Source organism: Actinoallomurus sp. NPDC050550 (genome assembly GCF_040655075.1).
Taxonomy (GTDB): domain Bacteria; phylum Actinomycetota; class Actinomycetes; order Streptosporangiales; family Streptosporangiaceae; genus Actinoallomurus.
This window is the reverse complement of sequence record NZ_JBFAJC010000013.1, coordinates 77,004-93,823: the sequence shown is the minus strand read 5'-3', so window position 1 is coordinate 93,823 and position 16,820 is coordinate 77,004. Positions and strand designations below refer to the sequence as shown.

General features: G+C 70.8%; 12 protein-coding genes. 6 read left to right on the top strand and 6 right to left on the bottom strand.

Features of this window, described 5'->3' with window-relative positions; genetic code table 11:
• Nucleotides 1-30: 30 nt before the first annotated feature.
• Entirely contained in the window at nt 31-396 is a 366-nt protein-coding gene (locus tag AB0I04_RS19890; protein WP_360886338.1) for a CU044_2847 family protein, read from the top strand.
• Nucleotides 393-4,634: a serine protease gene (locus tag AB0I04_RS19885; protein WP_360886336.1), complete on the top strand. Its 4,242-nt coding sequence runs from the start codon at nt 393-395 to the stop codon at nt 4,632-4,634. The genes AB0I04_RS19890 and AB0I04_RS19885 overlap by 4 nt, the downstream gene beginning before the upstream one ends.
• Nucleotides 4,635-4,644: 10 nt before the next feature.
• Here AB0I04_RS19885 and AB0I04_RS19880 read toward each other — a convergent pair whose 3' ends face one another.
• The 3 genes from AB0I04_RS19880 to AB0I04_RS19870 form a co-directional block, all read right to left on the bottom strand.
• On the bottom strand, nt 4,645-5,898 hold the full coding sequence (locus AB0I04_RS19880) for a glycosyl hydrolase family 8 (RefSeq protein ID WP_360886334.1): 1,254 nt from the start codon (nt 5,896-5,898) through the stop codon (nt 4,645-4,647).
• 179 nt (nt 5,899-6,077) lie between these two features.
• Complete coding sequence (locus AB0I04_RS19875; RefSeq protein ID WP_360886332.1) at nt 6,078-6,224, bottom strand: hypothetical protein; 147 nt, start codon at nt 6,222-6,224, stop codon at nt 6,078-6,080.
• Nucleotides 6,225-6,340: 116 nt separating this feature from the next.
• On the bottom strand, nt 6,341-7,639 hold the full coding sequence (locus tag AB0I04_RS19870; protein WP_360886329.1) for a helix-turn-helix transcriptional regulator: 1,299 nt from the start codon (nt 7,637-7,639) through the stop codon (nt 6,341-6,343).
• Nucleotides 7,640-8,083: 444 nt separating this feature from the next.
• Here AB0I04_RS19870 and trxA point away from each other — a divergent pair, with 444 nt between their 5' ends.
• Nucleotides 8,084-8,443: a thioredoxin gene (gene trxA, locus AB0I04_RS19865; protein WP_360886327.1), complete on the top strand. Its 360-nt coding sequence runs from the start codon at nt 8,084-8,086 to the stop codon at nt 8,441-8,443.
• A 68-nt stretch (nt 8,444-8,511) separates the two neighbouring features.
• Here the strand turns inward: trxA and AB0I04_RS19860 are convergent, their stop codons facing one another.
• Entirely contained in the window at nt 8,512-9,576 is a 1,065-nt protein-coding gene (locus AB0I04_RS19860; protein ID WP_360886325.1) for a sodium:calcium antiporter, read from the bottom strand.
• Between the two features lie 492 nt (nt 9,577-10,068).
• Here AB0I04_RS19860 and AB0I04_RS19855 point away from each other — a divergent pair, with 492 nt between their 5' ends.
• Together AB0I04_RS19855 and thrS are read left to right on the top strand one after the other, a co-directional pair.
• Nucleotides 10,069-11,967 (top strand): PIG-L family deacetylase, encoded by a 1,899-nt coding sequence (locus tag AB0I04_RS19855; protein ID WP_360886323.1) that lies wholly within the window; start codon nt 10,069-10,071, stop codon nt 11,965-11,967.
• 232 nt (nt 11,968-12,199) lie between these two features.
• On the top strand, nt 12,200-14,161 hold the full coding sequence (gene thrS / locus AB0I04_RS19850) for a threonine--tRNA ligase (protein WP_360886321.1): 1,962 nt from the start codon (nt 12,200-12,202) through the stop codon (nt 14,159-14,161).
• A 55-nt stretch (nt 14,162-14,216) separates the two neighbouring features.
• Here thrS and AB0I04_RS19845 read toward each other — a convergent pair whose 3' ends face one another.
• Complete coding sequence (locus AB0I04_RS19845) at nt 14,217-15,035, bottom strand: hypothetical protein (RefSeq protein WP_360886319.1); 819 nt, start codon at nt 15,033-15,035, stop codon at nt 14,217-14,219.
• A gap of 72 nt (nt 15,036-15,107) precedes the next feature.
• Nucleotides 15,108-16,127: an aminotransferase class V-fold PLP-dependent enzyme gene (locus tag AB0I04_RS19840; protein WP_360886317.1), complete on the bottom strand. Its 1,020-nt coding sequence runs from the start codon at nt 16,125-16,127 to the stop codon at nt 15,108-15,110.
• Nucleotides 16,128-16,218: 91 nt separating this feature from the next.
• Between AB0I04_RS19840 and AB0I04_RS19835 the strand changes: the two genes are divergently transcribed.
• Nucleotides 16,219-16,770, top strand: a complete 552-nt coding sequence (locus tag AB0I04_RS19835; RefSeq protein WP_360886315.1) for an HIT domain-containing protein — start codon at nt 16,219-16,221, stop codon at nt 16,768-16,770.
• Nucleotides 16,771-16,820: the final 50 nt, after the last annotated feature.

The following is a 16,820-nucleotide window of genomic DNA, read 5'->3' as shown; positions in this document are numbered from 1 at the left end:
GCGAAGAGCGGTGACGAGCGGAAGAGGAACATGGCGTATCTGGTCGAGTTGCCCGTGACGGTGAACGGCGAATCGGCGGAAGTGGTCAAGGTTCAGATCGCCGAGTCCGCCGACGGGCTGGTCAAGGCCGCCCGGCCGGGTCAGGTCGTCGCGCGGGCCACGCGCTCGCTCGGCGAGATGCTCGCCGGCATCCGGCCCGTCGCGGAGGACTTCGTCAGCAACTTCCGGGAGATGGTCGACGCCCCGGATGAGATCGGCGTCGAGTTCGGCATCTCCCTGTCCGCGGAGGCCGACGTGGTGATCACCAGTACGGCGGCGGAGGCCGCCTTCTCGGTATCGCTGAAGTGGAGACCCGCAGCCTCCGACTCTGGTGACCCGGCCGCGCTCTCTTCATGACCTCCGCGGGGCCGGAGGCGTCGGCCGGGCTGGGGCCTGCGGCCCTGGACGCGGCGATGCTCCGGATCCACGACGCGAGCGGTGAGCCGGTCGGAGGCGGCTTCCTGGTCACCCCCGAGCTCGCGCTGACCTGCGCCCATGTCGTCTTGGCCGCCCTCGGCGCCGACCGTGGGACGCGACCCGACGCGTCTTCCCGCCTCCGGCTGGACCTGCCGCTGCTGCCGTCCGCGCCGTCGGTCGAGGCGAGCGTCGAGCACTGGGTGCCGCCGGCCGAGCAGGGAGGGGCGACGGGCACGGAGACCCTGGGAGACGTCGCCGTGCTCCGGCTCCACGAACCCCCACCCGGCGCCCGGCCGATCCGCCTGGTGGAGGCCCGGGACCTGTGGGGACATCCGGCACGTGCCTTCGGCTTTCCCCTGGGGCGTTCCGGCGGGGTGTGGCACTCGGGCGTAATGCGGTCGCGGCAGGCCGACGGCTGGGTGCAGGTCGACCTCACCGGGGCCGGCTACCGGGTCTCCGGGGGCTTCAGCGGCGGCCCGGTGTGGGACGAGAACCTCGCCGGCGCGGTCGGCATGATGGCGGTCGCCGAAGCGGGTGATCCGCCGGTGAGCTACCTCATCCCGACCGAGGCCCTGATGGCGGCCTGGCCGCCGCTTCGCGGGCTCGTCCTCCCCTCGTCGCCGTTCCGGGGCCTGGCGGCGTTCACAGAGGCCGACGCCGGGGTGTTCCACGGCCGGGAGAAGGAGAGCGACGAACTCGCGGCCATGGTGCGCGCCGAACGCCGGGTCTGCCTGGTCGGTCCGTCCGGTTCCGGCAAGTCCTCGCTGGCGCTGGCGGGCGTCGTACCACGGGTGCGGGCGGAGGGCTTCGCGGTGGCCGTGCTGCGGCCGAGTTCCGGCAGCAGTCCGTTGTCCGCGCTGGCGTCCGCGCTCCTGGCCTTGCTGGAGCCCGACCTGGGCGCCACCGAACGTCTCCTGCGGCTCCCGGGGCTCAGGGACGCGCTGGCCGACGGTGGCCTGAGTGATCTGGTCCCGCAGGTGCTGCGGAACGAGGGGCGGGATCGGCTGCTGATCGTGGTCGACCAGTTCGAGGAACTGCTCGCGCAGGAGACCGAGGCGGTGGACGCGCTGGCCGACGTGCTGTTCACCGACGCGCTGCCGGACGCCGTCCGCGTGCTCACCACCCTGCGCGCCGACTTCCTGGAGACCGCACTGGCCCATCCCCGGATCGCCCCCGTCGTGCGGAGCCCGGTCTACGTCCTCGGCGCGATGTCCGAGGAGGATCTTCGGCGGGTCGTCACCGCACCGGTCGCGGCGATTCCCGGGGTCGGCTATGAGGACCGCCTCGTCGACCGCATCCTCGCCGACACCGGCGCCGAACCCGGAGCCCTCTCCCTGCTCGGCTTCACGCTGGATCTGCTGTGGCGGCAGCAGAGCGGTGGCCTGCTCACCCACGCCGCCTACGAGGAGCTCGGCGGAGTGCCCGGAGCGTTGAGCGCGTACGCCGAGAGGGTATGGGCCGAGAGCGTTCCCGCCTCGGAGGAACCCGACGCCAAGCGTTTATTCACCCGGCTCATCAGCCTTCCGGTCGGCTCCACCACCGCGACGCGCAGGAACGCCCCGCGCTCCGAGATGAGCGCGGAGGAATGGGACATCGCCCGGCGGCTCGCCGCGACCCGGCTTCTCGTGACCGACCGGGACGGCGAGGGCGTCGAGACCGTGGAGCTGGCCCACGAGGCGCTGATCGGCGGCTGGGACAGGCTGAGCGCCTGGGTCGCCGACGACCGCTCGTTCCTCGCCTGGCGTGGATCGCTCCAGCATGACCTGGACCGCTGGAACGACGCCGGCCGGAGCCCGGAGCTGCTGCCGACGTCGTCCACTCTCGAGCTCGCCGATCGCTGGCCGGCCGAACGCTCGACCTACCTGAGCGACGCCGAACGCGACTATCTGCGCCAAGGCCGACTCCATCGGCGTGCGCGCGCCCGCCGGCGCCGGGTGCTGCTGTCCGGGCTGGCAGGCTTGGTCGCGCTGGCCCTGGTCCTGGGGTCACTGTTCGCCTACCAGCGGCATGTCAGCGCCGGACTCGACGCGCTGGCCGACTCGCGGGCGCTGGTGCAGTCCTCGGCCGACGAGGCCTACCTGGACCCGGCGCAGTCGGTGATGCTCGCCCTCGCCGCGTACCGCGCCTCTCCCACGCAGGAGGCGCGCAACGCGCTGCTGCGGGCGTACCTCAAGTATTCCTGGTCGGACCGCACCCTTTCCGGGCTGCTCGGGCAGGTCGCCAGGATCCAGGCGAGCCGCAACGGCGACGTCCTGCTGGCGCGCACGGTACAGGGCACGGCGACGCTGTTCACCCACGCCGCCGACGGCCGCATGCGGCAGCGGCGGCTGGACTCCGACACTCAGGTGGACTTCCCGGTGGTCGCCCCCGACGGCGAGCGGGTCGCGTTCGTCAACATCGACGGCTCCGTGGAGTGGTACGACGTGCGCGACGCCGACCGCGGCCAGGTCGGCGCGCCGCATCGGCTGCCCGCGGCGCCCGAGGTCGCCGAGAACTCGTTCGCCGACAACCGGGCGGACATGTCAGAGGACGGCGCGCTGCTCGCCTCGGAGTCCAGCGTCCACGTCGTCTGGTGGAACCTGCGGACGGGCGGCGCGCCCCGGCGCGTGCCCGCCCCGAAGGACAACGACGGCACGGTGTGGTTCGGTCCCGACGACCGGACGGTGCTGACCGGCGTGTACCGCTCCGGTCCGTCGCACACCGAGGACGTCGTCGCCGTCGACCTGGCGACAGGCGCGAAGCGCACCGTTGCGACCGATGTCAGCGGCTTCGGGGTGTCCGGCGACGGGAACGTGGTGTCGTTCTGCCGGACCGGGGGCGGCGGGGCGGCGGTGGCCGCACGGCGCGTCGCCGACGGAGCACCGGTGGGCCGGCCGTACACGCAGAAGGGCGAGAACGTCTGCCAGTTGGCCGCCACCGACGTGACCGGGCACCACGTCGCGGTCGGCGGGGCATCCTCGATGAGCCTCATCGACCTGGACCAGGGCAGGCAGGTCTCACAGACCCACCTGCCCGACGGGGTGGTCTCCTCCTACTACCCGCGCCTGGCGGCGACCGGCGGCGGGCCCGTGCTCATCGGCACCGCCGACACGCAGATCACCTACACGCGCCTGTCCTCCGGGCTGGGGAACATCGACGTCGGCGGCGCCGCGCTCACGCCCGACGGCGGCCGCGTCGTCTACGTCGCCAAGGACGGGTCCCGCCTGCAACTGCGCACCACCGACGGAACCGGAAGGCCGCTGGCCGAAGCTGCGCGGCCGAAGCCGTACCTTGTCCCCGACAAGGCCGACGTCCCGAGGTTCGACCGGACCGGAAGGCTGCTGGCGGAGCGGGAGGGTGAATCCCTCATCGCCGTACGCGACGCCGCCTCGCTGCGGCCGACGGCGCAGATCACCGTCCCGCCACCGCCGGTCGACACCACGTCCTCGAGCATCCTGACGTACTTCTTCGACCGTGCGGATCACCTGGTCACCGTGTCCGGCACCCGGATCCAGCTGTGGGACCCCCGGGACGGGCGGCGACTGGCCGAGTTCGATGCCACGGCACTGCACCCGACGGTCGCCGCGGGCGTTCCGCAGCTCTACGTCAGCGAGTACACGACCGGCGACGAGGTGATCGTCCTCGCCGGTGGTGACCGGGTCGTCCGCGTCCTTGACCTGCGGACCGGTCGGCTCAGGCCCGACATGACGACCGGCACCGACACGATCGCGCTCTTCTACGACCCCAGCGGACACTACTTCGCTCTGCTCCGCCACGGCAGTGTGGTCGAACTGTGGCGGCGCCATCCCCTCCGCAGGGAACTCGGTCCACTGCCCAGCCTGGGCAATGACACCTTCGTCGCCAAGTTCCTCGACGCGCACGGCCACTTCCTGCTGGCCTCCAACGAGGCCGTGCGCGTCTACCGGGTCGGAGCCCGCGCCTACCAGCAGTCGTACGACTTCGGCGACGCGTCGGACACCATCTCGGCCACGCACTACCAGTTCCTCGACGCGTCGAGGAACGGCAGGACGGTGGTGTTCGCCGACGGCGACGACGCCGGACCGCTCGTTCTCGATCCCGGGGCGTGGGCCCGGCAGCTGTGCCGGATCATCGGTTACCGCGACTTCACCCCCGCTGAGCGCGCGGGCCTGCCGGTGCGAGTGCCCGGCGGGCCCACGTGCTCGGATACGAGTCATTGATCCGCCGACGTCAGCTCGCGGGGGACCAGTAGTCACCCGCCATGACGATGTAGACGAGCATCTTGATCGTCTCGCCGTAGTACGTGTCGCCGTACGGGTTGGTGGCCAGGAAGTTCCACAGCTTGTCCGTCCAGGCCTGGTCGCCGGCGGCCATGGCGGCCACGCCGACCGGGTCGTTGGCGGCCTCGGACTGGTCGTCGGTCTGCGTGGGGCTGCCGTCGAGCTTGGTGTGCGGGTAGATCTTCGCCGGGTCGCCGCCCGCGTGGCTCTTGTAGCTCGCCGACTCCTTCGTGGCGACGCCGACGCTCACCGACGACCCGTACAGCAGGGCGTCGGTTCCCATGTGCCACGGCACGCGCACGGAGTTGTAGCCGACGATGTTGTCCGGCTGGCTCTCCTGGTAGTCGGCGGGCGCCGGCTGCGGGCTGCTGGTGTTGGCCTTCACCACGAAGTCCGACAGGAGGTTCGCGGTGGGGGAGTACTTCGCGGTGAACGCCTTGATGACCGCCTCGGTGCGCGTGACGACCTTGTTCCAGTCGTGGGCGGTGTCGTAGGCGGCGAAGGCGCGCAGGTGGTCGAGCATGTGGTCGGACGGGCGGGTGTCGGTGTTCGGCCCGTCGTCCTCGCACTTGAGGTGCCCGTCGGAGGCGACGTCGGCGGCGTAGAGCTTGGCCAGCCAGTCCTTGGCCGCGCTGGTGTAGCCGCCCCACTGCCTGTCGGCGAGGATCAGGCCGTACCCGACGTCCAGGTCGCCGTCCGTGGCGGCGTCGGGCGTCCCGGAGTCGGCGTACTTGCAGGAACTGCCGTCGATCTTCCATTCCATCATGCCCTGGGAGTCGCGATGGGTGGACACCACGTGCCACAGCCCGTCGAACTCCGTCTTGGCGTCGGCGTCGTAGCCGGCCATGAGCGGCACGATGTTCATGCCGTAGCCCTGCGCCTCGGAGACGGTGCCCTTGTTCGGGGCGTCCCCGGTGGCGTAGACGAGGTAGCCGCCGCAGGCGGCGCGCAGGTACTTGCTCTTCCAGGAGCCGTACTGCTTCGTGACGGCGGCGTCGCGCGCGGACTGGCTCGCGGACGGCATGACGCCCGTCTTGTACGTCACATGCGTCGGGAACGGGTGGGCGGGGGTCGCGGCCGCACCGGCCTGCCGGGCCATGGCCGCCGGAGCGGCACCGGCCTGACCGGTCACGGCGACAAGCGGGAGTGAGACGACGGCGACCGCGGTCGCGAGGGCAGTCGACCGGCCCCTTCTGTGGGACATGCGGGCCTCCTCGGCGGGGACTGCACCGCCGGGGCGGCGCGCCGACACCCGACGGGTGTTAGGAAGGTTTCCTAACAAGCTCCGAGAATGAGTCCGCTTCGCGCGCGCGTCAAGAGGAGTCGGCGAATCGGTCGACAGGAGGAAGGGGCCGGCCGGGGTCTCCGGCCGGCGGCACCCGGTCAGCGGTGGCGGTGGTGCACCACGACGTGGTGGACGACGTGGTGATGCACCACGTGGTGATGAGAGTGACCGCAGGCCGACAGCGTCAGCAACGCGGGAGTGAGTGCCACGGCCGCCACCGCTGCCAGTCGGATCCGCCGAACCATCACGTCATTCCTCCGAGGGTCGTACTTCAGGCTCTATCCAGCTTTTCCGGATGAAGCCTTCCATGAACGACAAGGTAGACGCGAGCCGGAGTGGATCGGTTCCCCCGAACCCGAACTCAGAGTCCCATGCAGGCCAGAGCCCGCTGGAAGGCGGCCTTCTGCCCGTCGGCCTGCCCCGCGGCCCCGAGCAGTTCCGCCAGGTCGAACCACGCGCGGGCGGCGGGCCGGTGCGCCTCCATCTTCTCCAGGTACTCCACCGCCTGGGAGAACGCGGCGACCCCTTCCTCGCGGAGCCCGAGGCGGACCTGCGCGTCGCCCAGGACGGTGTAGGCCTCAGCGATGGCCATTCCGGCCGTGTCGGTGAGCATGTCGGTCGCCCGCCGCGCCAGCGCCGCGGCCTCGATCGGCCGCCCGAGCACGATCTCGGCCCGCGCCTGATACATGAGGCACCACGCGATGTCGACCGTGCTGGCCGAACCGGAGACCATCTCACCCTCGGCCTGGTCCAGCAGCTCCCGGGCGTGCTCGGCCTGTTCGGGGTGGGCGCGCAGCATGAAGTAGGCGTACGCCATCCGCAGCCGGGGCAGGTTGCGCGGATCGTTCTCCTCACCGAGCAGGGCGATCGCGCGTTCGGACAGCTTGAGCGCCTCCTGGGCGTCGCTGCGCAGATCCGCCACCCATGCGGCGTTCCAGTACGCGGCCATCAGCGCGCGCGGGCTGCCGATGGCCTCCGCGCGCTCGATGAGGATCTCCGCGAGCTGCCGCGCGTACGCCAGATCGCCGCGCATCTCGTAGCCGGCCAGGATGGTGGAGCCGAGCATCACCATCGTGTCGGTCCACGGCCCGCCGGCGGCGGTCAACCGTTCGAGGGCGTCCTCGCCGACCTGGATGCTGAGGGCCAGATCCCCGCGCTCGCGGTGGCAGCGGCTCAGCGCGGTGTGGACCTCGGCCCATCGCTCGGGTTCCGACAGCGGGGAGAGCGTCTCGGCCGCGAGTTCGAGGTCGGTGATCGCCTCCTCGAGCGCGCCGGTCGCCTCGAGGGCCAGCGCGTGACCCCAGCGGGCATCGTGCGCGAGCGCGGGCAGGTCGGCCAGGGCGGGGTCGGCGAGGACCTCGGAGAAGCGGATGCGGGCCTCGGCGGCGGCGCCGTTCTGCAGAGCGATCTGCGCGTACCCCAGCGTCTCCCGGAGCCCGCTGATGGTCTCTTCCGTGACCCCGGTGAGCAGGTACGACTCGGAGCAGCCGAGCTTGCGGGCCAGGAGTGCCACCATGCTCGGCGCGGGGCTGCGCTTGCCGCTTTCGATGAGTGACACGTAGCTGTCGGAGAGTTCCGGCCAGGCCAGCTGGGCCTGCGAAAGCTGCTTGCGCAACCGCAAGTTACGAACCCGTTCCCCAAGCGATTCTTGACCTGGCATCCCGTCCGCCTCTACAAGAAAATGACAGAACCACACGAAAGGATAGAAAACAATGTCACACCTTCGCAGGGTCATCGCCCTGTTCGTGTTGGCTATAGTCACTTCACTCGTCGGTGTACAGGCGGTCGGCACCGTCTCCGCGTCCGCGGACACGGTGTCGCCGGGTGACGCGTTCAGCCGGTGCTGCTGACCGACCATTCCGTTTCGCAGACGCGTCGGTAAGAGCGCGTCTGCGACCGGTCCGGCGATGACTCTCGAGGAGCTGCGCATCCCAGGCACCCCCGGTATGACCGGGGACCCGGGCTGCGAGGCCGAGAGTCGTGGCCATCATCGCCGGACCGTTCGTGCCGGCGCGCCACCGGAATTACCGGCGTGCCTCCTCTGTTGTGCTGGGGGCGGGTGGCCTGATAGGACCCGTTGACCCCGACACCGAGGAGCTGTGACATGGCGACGACGACGCTGACCTCCGAGAATTTCGACAAGGCCGCGAGCGGCGACGGCATCGTGCTGGTCGACTTCTGGGCCAGCTGGTGCGGGCCGTGCAAGATGTTCGCGCCCATCTACGACGAGGCGTCCGCCAAGCACGAGGACATCGTCTTCGGCAAGGTCGACACCGAGGCCGAACAGGACCTGGCGATGCGCTTCGACATCCGGTCCATCCCGACGATCATGGCGGTCCGCGACGGCGTGATCGTGTTCTCCCAGCCCGGCGCGCTCCCCGCCGAGTCCCTCGAGAGCCTCATCGAGCAGGTCCGCGCCCTCGACATGGACGACGTGCGCAGCCGCCTGGCCAAGAAGGCCTGACCGCCCCCGCCGGTCCCGCCCGGCACCGCCGCCGACCGCGGACCGGCGTCACCGCCGGTCCGTCGTGATCAGGACAGGATCGGGATCAGGCAGAGCCCGAAGACGGCGTAGAAGCCGGCCGCCAGGGTCAGGGTCCGGGCGTTGAAGCGGCCCGTCCTGAGCATCGCCAGCAGGAACACCATGGCCGCCATCGTGACCACTCCGGACAGGAGCAGGGCGCCGTCGAATCGCCACGGCGTGAACAGGATGCCCAGCCCGGACGGCACGGTCGCCTGGATCATCATCGCGCCGCTGATGTTGGCCAGGGCAAGCGGAGTCTTGCCCTGGCGGACCCAGATCACGGCGTTCATGATCTCGGGCAGCTCGGTGGCGATGGGGGAGAGCAGCAGCGCGGTGACCGCCGCGGGCAGGCCGATCATCGGGCCGATCGCGTCGAGCTGGTGCACGAACAGCTGCGACGCGAAGAAGATGATCACAAGGGTGACGACGCTCTGCGTGACGACGGCCCACGTCGCCGGCGTCTCGCGGCGGCGCTGCAGGAGCAGCGGCTCCAGGTCCGCGCCGTCGCCGTGCTCCCCGCCATCGCGCAGCTCCCGCCAGAAGTAGACCGCGTACGCGGCAAAGAAGAGCAGGCCGAGCCAGGGCTTGTACGCGAAGGCCACCAGGCCCAGCGCCACCTTCACGACGAAGATGGCGAGGAACCACCGCTGGTCGCGCGCGAGTTTGCCGGTGTCGCCCAGGTCGTCACTCGGTGAGCCGCCCGTCGTGTCCTCGGCGGCGGCGCCGGTTCCGCCGCCGACGGGGGCGGCCGTACGGGCGGCGGCCTGGACCTTCCGGCGGCTGGTCAGCATCATGAAGCCGGTCACGCCGTACGCGACGGTGGCCAGGGCGAGGGGGCCGCCCATCGCGGCTCCGACACCGATGTCCTTCTGCGCCTCGCCGGAGCCGAACACCACGGCGACGAACGTCACAACACTCTCCGGAAGAGCCGTGCCGAACGCGGCGAGCAGGGTCCCGACGGCGAGCGGGCCGACCTTCAACCGGACGCCCAGCCATTCCACGGCGTTGACGAACCACTCGCAGGACAAGTAGATCGCTACGGCGCATGCCAGCAGGATCACGACGTGCAGCATGAATTCCTCATCGATCGGGACACCGTGAGACAAGAAAAGAGACCTCGGCTCACGGTGATCAGCGGTCACCGACAGCCGAAGGTCTCGTCCACCCCTGTCGTGGGGCCCGGGCACCGGGAGCGCTGAGCGCTCCAGCATGTCGACGACCGGCCGGCGGGACTACTCCCCTTCGCCGCGCCCAGCTTACTCGACGGCCCGGCGTCCCGTTTCCGCACCCGGACGGGTCCGGCGTCCCGTTTCCGCACCTGGACGGGTCCGGCGTCCCGTTCCCGTGCACGGACAGGTCCAGAGCCCCGTTTCTGGACGCGGACAGGTCGGCGTCGAGCTTCCACGCACAGGTCGGCGTCGAGCTTCCGCGCACGGACAGGTCGGGCGCCCCGTTTCTGGACGCGGACAGGTCGGCGTCGAGCTTCCGGGCACGGACAGGTCTGGCGTTCCGCGATACTCGTTTGGTTCCCACTCATCCGCGCCGATCACGGGAGTGTCCGCCGCATGTCCAACGAACCGTCCGCATCCGGAGCTCCGCTATTCGGACCCGATCGGCGACGGTTCTTCCTGGTCGGTGCGGTCGCCGCAGCCGGGCTGGGCACGGGCATCGGCCTGCTCTCCGAGAGCAACACGCGCGCGTCGGTGAACCGCCACGGCGCGGCGGTGCCGGGAACGCCCGCGGCCCGCTCCCGCTACCTGCAGATCGTCGCCCACGAGGACGACGACCTGCTGTTCATGACGCCGGACCTGTCGGAGTCGCTGCGCGCCGGATCGCCGCACCTGACCGTCTATCTCAGCGCGGGGGAGAGCAAGGCCGGAGCCCCGCCCGACACCCATGACGTGAACGCCTACGTGGCCGAACGCGAGACCGGCCTGCGGACGGCGTACGCCCTCATGCTCGGCGTCCGCGACCGGTGGCGGCCGGAGACCCTCACGGCCGGCTCGCTGCGGCTGCAGTCGTACACCCTGGTCGACCGGCCCGACATCCGGCTGGTGTTCATGCTCGTGCCGGACGGGCGCGACCCGCGCGCCAGCCTGAGCTGGCACACCCTGGGCAAGTTGTGGGGCGCCGACCATCATCCGGAGCTGTGCGGCTGGACCCAGGCGCCCGAGGGCTCGCCGTACCGGCGGTGCCTGACCCGGGAAGACGTCCTCACCGCGCTCACCGGCCTGATGCAGAGCTTCCGGCCGACCGTCGTACGCTCCCAGGACACCGCGCCCGACGAGCGGTACAGCGCGGACCATCCCGATCACATCGCCGCCGCCCACTTCGCCGGCGAGGCCGTGCGCCGCTACGCCGCACGCCACCCCGACCGGCTCGTGCTGCAGGTCAACTACCGCGACTACAACATCCGCAACCTGGCGGTGAACCTCAGCGAGGCCGACAACAAATTCAAGCAGCGCGTGTTCGCGGCGTACTCCGCGCACGACTACCGCATCAACGCCGAGAACCCCCACTGGGACGCCTACGAGGCGCGGATGGTCTACCGGTGGCCGCGCGGCACCGGCTTCACCGCGATGGACACCGTGTACGCGGTGGGCGGAGGCCGCCTGGTCGCCTGGCGGCGCACGGGCGGCCGCTGGTCGGCCCCCCGGTTCCTCGGCGATCCGGGCGGCCCGCTGGCGCCCGCGGTGGCCGCCGCCGGGCCGGTGGTGCTCGGCCTGCGCTCCGACACCGGGGAGGTCGTCGCGTTCGACCAGGGGGGCTGGCGGTCCCTCGGCCGCCCGGACCCGGCGAAGATCCACAACCAGGCCGGCGCCCCGGTGGCCGTGGCCGACGGCTCGGGGATGGTCGCGGTGTTCGTCCGCAACGGGCGCGGGGGCGTCAGCGCGCGGTTCCTCGGCGCGGGCGGCTGGAGCCACAAGTGGACGGACCTGCCGGGCATCGACATGCGGCAGGTCGCCTCCCCCCAGTCGAAGAAGAAGCACCTGCGGTACGGCGACGTCCAGGACGGCCTGGCGGCGGTCGTCACCGACGGCGGGCTGATCGAGCTGTTCGCCGCGACCCGCTCGCAGATCCTGTGGTGGCGCCAGCACGCGCAGGGCAAGCCCCTCGTCTTCGCGGGCACCCTCCCGGTGGCCGGGGCGATCGCGCCGCTCGCCGCCGAGCTGGCCGGCGGCCGGATCAGGGTGCTGTTCCGCGAGCCGTGGACCGCGCGGACACTGACGATCTCCCGTCAGGTCGCGGCGAAGCTCTGGGACAGCCCGGCGGTGGTCAACGCCGCGCGGGGCCTCGACGGCGAGCCACCCGTCACCGGGAAACCGCCCCGGATGCAGCTGGTCGGGGTTCCCGCCCCACTGCCGGTCAGCGGGGAGCTGTGCGCTCTGGGCGCCGACGGGCGGCTGCACGTCGCCGCGCGCGCTCACGGCGAGAAAGCCGCGTGGCGGGCCATCGGCCGCTGATATACCCTGAGCGCATGGCGGCGATATTCGAGACGACGACGCCGGGCGAGCCCCGGCGCGACGGCTGCCTGCACTGACTTGACGGCCGAGGCCCCGGGAGCGATCCCGGGGCCTCGCTGCTTCCCGGCTCGCTCCCGCCACGAGAGGAGCGATCATGGAGCCGATGGCGTCCGCCGGACCCGCACAGTCGATAGCATTCGAACCTGATATCCCTGACCATCAAGGAGTTTCCGTGTCTGAGCTGCGCATCACCCTCGGCGGAAGCGAGCGTGTGGTGGCGGCCGGCACCACCGCCGGAGAAGCGCTCGGCGCCGACGGCCGCACCGTGATCGCCGCCCGCGTCGGAGGCCAGGCCCGCGACCTGGCGTACGCCCTGCGTGACGGCGACGTCGTCGAGCCGATCCAGATCGACTCGTCCGAGGGCCTTGCCATCATGCGTCACTCCGCCGCGCACGTCATGGCGCAGGCGGTGCAGGAGCTGTTCCCCGACGCCAAGCTCGGCATCGGCCCGCCCGTCGAGAACGGCTTCTACTACGACTTCGACGTCGAGCACCCCTTCCAGCCCGACGACCTCAAGCGCATCGAGAAGAAGATGCGGGAGATCGTCAAGCAGGGGCAGCGGTTCTCGCGCCGGGTCGTCGCCGACGACGACGCCCGCGAGGAGCTCGCCGCCGAGCCGTACAAGCTGGAGCTCATCGGCCTCAAGGGCGCCGCCGCGGACGAGGAGAGCGTGGAGGTCGGCGGCGGAGAGCTGACCATCTACGACAACCTCGACGCCAAGAGCGGCGACCTGCGCTGGAAGGACCTGTGCCGCGGTCCGCACCTGCCGTCCACCCGCGTCATCCCCGCGTTCAAGCTGATGCGGTCCGGCGGCGCGTACTGGCGGGGCAGCGAGAAGAACCCGCAGCTCCAGCGCATCTACGGCACCGCGTGGGAGTCCCGGGAGAAGCAGGACGAGTACCTGAGCTTCCTGGAAGAGGCCGAGAAGCGCGACCACCGCAAGCTCGGCGCCGAGCTGGACCTGTTCTCCTTCCCGCCCGAGCTGGGCAGCGGGCTGCCCGTCTTCCACCCCAAGGGCGGCATCGTCCGGAAGGAGATGGAGGACTACATGCGGCGGCGGCAGCAGGAGGCGGGCTACGAGTTCGTCAACACCCCGCACATCACCAAGTCGTCACTCTTCGAGATCTCCGGCCACCTGCCGTACTACGGCGACGACATGTTCTCGCCCTTCGAGGTGGACGAGGTCGACTACCGGGTCAAGCCGATGAACTGCCCGATGCACAACCTGATCTTCCGGGCGCGCGGGCGGTCCTACCGCGAGCTTCCGCTGCGGATGTGCGAGTTCGGCTCGGTGTACCGGTACGAGAAGTCGGGCGTGGTGCACGGCCTCACCCGCGTGCGCGGCATGACCCAGGACGACTCGCACATCTACACCACCAAGGAGCAGATGGGCGACGAGATCAAGTCGCTGCTGGGCTTCGTGCTCAGTGTGCTGCGCGACTTCGGTCTCTCCGAGTTCTTCCTGGAGCTGTCCACCAAGGACGACTCCGACAAGTTCATCGGCGACGACGCGGACTGGGCGGAGGCGACCGAGGCGCTGCGCCAGGCGGCTGAGGAGTCCGGGCTGGAGCTGGTGGACGACCCGGGCGGGGCCGCGTTCTACGGCCCGAAGATCTCCGTGCAGGCCAAGGACGCCATCGGCCGGACCTGGCAGCTGTCGACCATCCAGCTCGACTTCAACCAGCCCAAGCGCTTCGGCCTGGAGTACCAGGCGGCCGACGGCACCCGACAGACCCCAGTGATGATCCACCGCGCGCTGTTCGGGTCGATCGAGCGGTTCTTCGGCGTGCTCCTCGAGCACTACGCGGGCGCGCTCCCGCCGTGGCTGGCCCCGGTGCAGGCGGTCGGCATCCCCATCTCCGACGACCACGTCCCGCACCTGCAGAAGATCGCTTCCAGGCTGCGCGACCGGGGCATCCGGGTGGAGGTCGACACCTCCGGCGACCGGATGCAGAAGAAGATCCGCAACGCGCAGAAGCAGAAGGTGCCCTACATGCTGCTGGCCGGCGACGACGACGTCGCCAAGGACGCCGTCTCGTTCCGCTACCGCAACGGCGAGCAGAAGAACGGCATCCCCATCGACGAGGCCGTCGAGGAGATCGCCAAAGCCGTGGAGAGCCGCATCCAGGTCTGAGCCGTCCATGATCCCCGGCGCGTGCTGTGCCTGAGTGCGCAGCACATGCCGGGGATCACGTCTGCGGTCGGCCGTCCTGCGGCCACTCGTCCTCGCCGCCCTCCAGGTCGTTGCAGCCGACGTGGAGGGCGATGCGGCCGTCGTTGCTCCAGCGAAGGTGATGACCGACATAGCTGTCCTTGACCGAGATCGGATCGCCCGTCCACGCCACGCTCACCCATGAAGAGGCCAGCAGCGGATCCGCCAGTGCGGGAGCCGACGCCGCCAGGGCGTCCCAGTCCAGCGTCAGCGTCCGGGGCGCGGATTCGTCGGGACGAGGCAGGGCGCCTTCGTCGATCGCCTCTCTGAGGGCATCGAGCTCGGCCTCTGCCGCCTCCGCGCCATCTGGATCCTCGTCGATCCGGTCGTGCAGCTCGAATACCCGGCCCAGCAGTGGCAGAGTCGGGGCCGCGTCCCAGTCGTTCGCCTCGATGACGGCGTCCACGTCCTCCCAGATCTCCTCGGCGCGCTCGTCGTCATCGTCGCGTTCCTGGAGGGCGATGACCCGGGCCAGCGTCCGGTCGCATGCGGGGTCGCCACTGCGCAGATGCGTCCGCAGGTCGAGGCCCTCTACGATCGAGCCGCCTTGGACCACCCAGAGGTGAAGGACCGCTCCGTACCACATCACGTGGTAGGGGATCAGGTCGGTGGCGCCTTTATAGCGCCGCTCGAAGATCTCCCGCACCCCCGCGACGCCGGCGGCGACGAAGACATCTGCCAGGCGTGAGCCGCCCGAACCCACCGAGAACTCCAACAGGTAGCAGCTCGCCTCGGTGACGTCCTCGCCCTCCGGGGCGGCATCCGCCGAAACCGATCCGGCCGACTCCACGTCCATGAACCGCCTCCACCGCATGATCGAATGAGCTGCCGGGGAGGGTAACAGCGTCCGCCGACAGATGATCATTCTTCAGATCAGCGCCGCGACGGCGATGTCGACGTCGGCTTCCGTCGTGTAGAGGTGGAAGGCGAGGCGTGCCGCGCCGTTGCGGACGGACGCGCGGATGCCGGCCGCCGCGAGCCGCTCGGCCGCGCCGGGGCGGGTGACGCTCACGATCGCGCTGTCGCCGGGCGGCATGCCGAGGCCGGTCCGGAACCGGTTGGCCAGCCGCACGTCATGGTCGTGGATCGGACCGATGCCGATCTCCAGGAGAAGCTCCAGCGTGGGGGCGGCCGCGACATAGGAGAACCAGGGGGCGGCGATGTCGAATCGCCGGGCGTCCTTCGCCAGCCGCAGCGGCGGGCCGTACGAGGCGTCGCCGTCACCGGCGTACCAGTTGGCGGCGATCGGCCGGATGCGGTCGCGCACGGACGGGCTCACGTAGCAGAAGGCGGTGCCGCGCGGGCACATCAGCCACTTGTACGCGGAGACGGCGAGGACGTCGAAGGACGTCGCGTCGACCGGTAGCCAGCCGACCGCCTGGGTGGCGTCGGCGACGACGAGCGCGCCGTGCGCCCGCGCCGCCGCGACGACCTCGTCCGCGGCGGCGACCTCACCCGTCGCGGACTGGACCAGGCTGAAGGCGACCGCGTCCGTGCGCTCGTCGATCGCGCCGGGCAGGTCGGCGGGCGGTACCGTGCGCACGTCGAGATCGTGCACGAGCCAGGGGAACAGGTTCGACGTCTGCTCGATGTCGGGGACGACGACGCGCGAGCCGGGCGGCAGCGAGGCCGCGACCGGCGCCAGCACCTGCGAGGCGGAGGCGCCCACGGCCACGTCGTCGGCCGCGACGCCGACCAGACGCGCGAACGCGCCGCGCGCGCGATCGGTGGACCGGTCCCACTTGTCCCAGCCGTTGGCCCCACGACGCCACTCGGCCAGTGCGCTCTGCAGCGCCTCGAAGGCCGGCCCCGGCGGTATGCCGTAGCTCGCGGTGTTCAGCCACCCAGGCTCCGGGTCCCAGAGCCGTACCGCCTCATCAAGATTCATCCTGGTGACCCTAATGGCGGCTCTCGGCAACCGAGCGCTCGTTCGAGCCCCGCACGCGGTCCTGCGGGGGACTCGGCCCTATGCTGCTGGCATGACCGAGTCCGACCATGAGGAACAGTACGGAGTCGGGGATCCCGACCAGTTCCAGCGACTGTGGACGCCTCACCGGATGGCCTACATCAAGGGTGAGAGCAAGCCCACCGGCGCCGGAGCGGAGGACGGGTGCCCGTTCTGCGAGATTCCGAAGATGAGCGATGAGGACGGCCTGATCGTCCGGCGCGGGGAGAGCGTCTTCGTCGTCCTGAATCTCTACCCGTACAACTCCGGTCACCTCATGGTGTGCCCCTACCGGCACGTCGCGGACTACACCGAACTGGACGAGGCGGAGACCGCCGAGCTGGCCCGGCTCACCCAGTGCGCCATCACCGCGCTGCGCAAGGCGAGCGGCGCCCACGGGTTCAACGTCGGCATGAACCTCGGCACGGTCGCCGGCGCGGGCATCGCCGCGCACCTCCATCAGCACGTCGTCCCCCGCTGGGGCGGGGACACGAACTTCATGCCGGTCATCGGTCAGACCAAGGTGCTGCCCCAGCTCCTGCGCGAGACCCGCCAGATCATCGCGGACGCCTGGCCTCAGGACTGAGCGGCCCGGTCGCGGCGGGCCACCGGCCACGTGGAACGACCCGCCGCGAC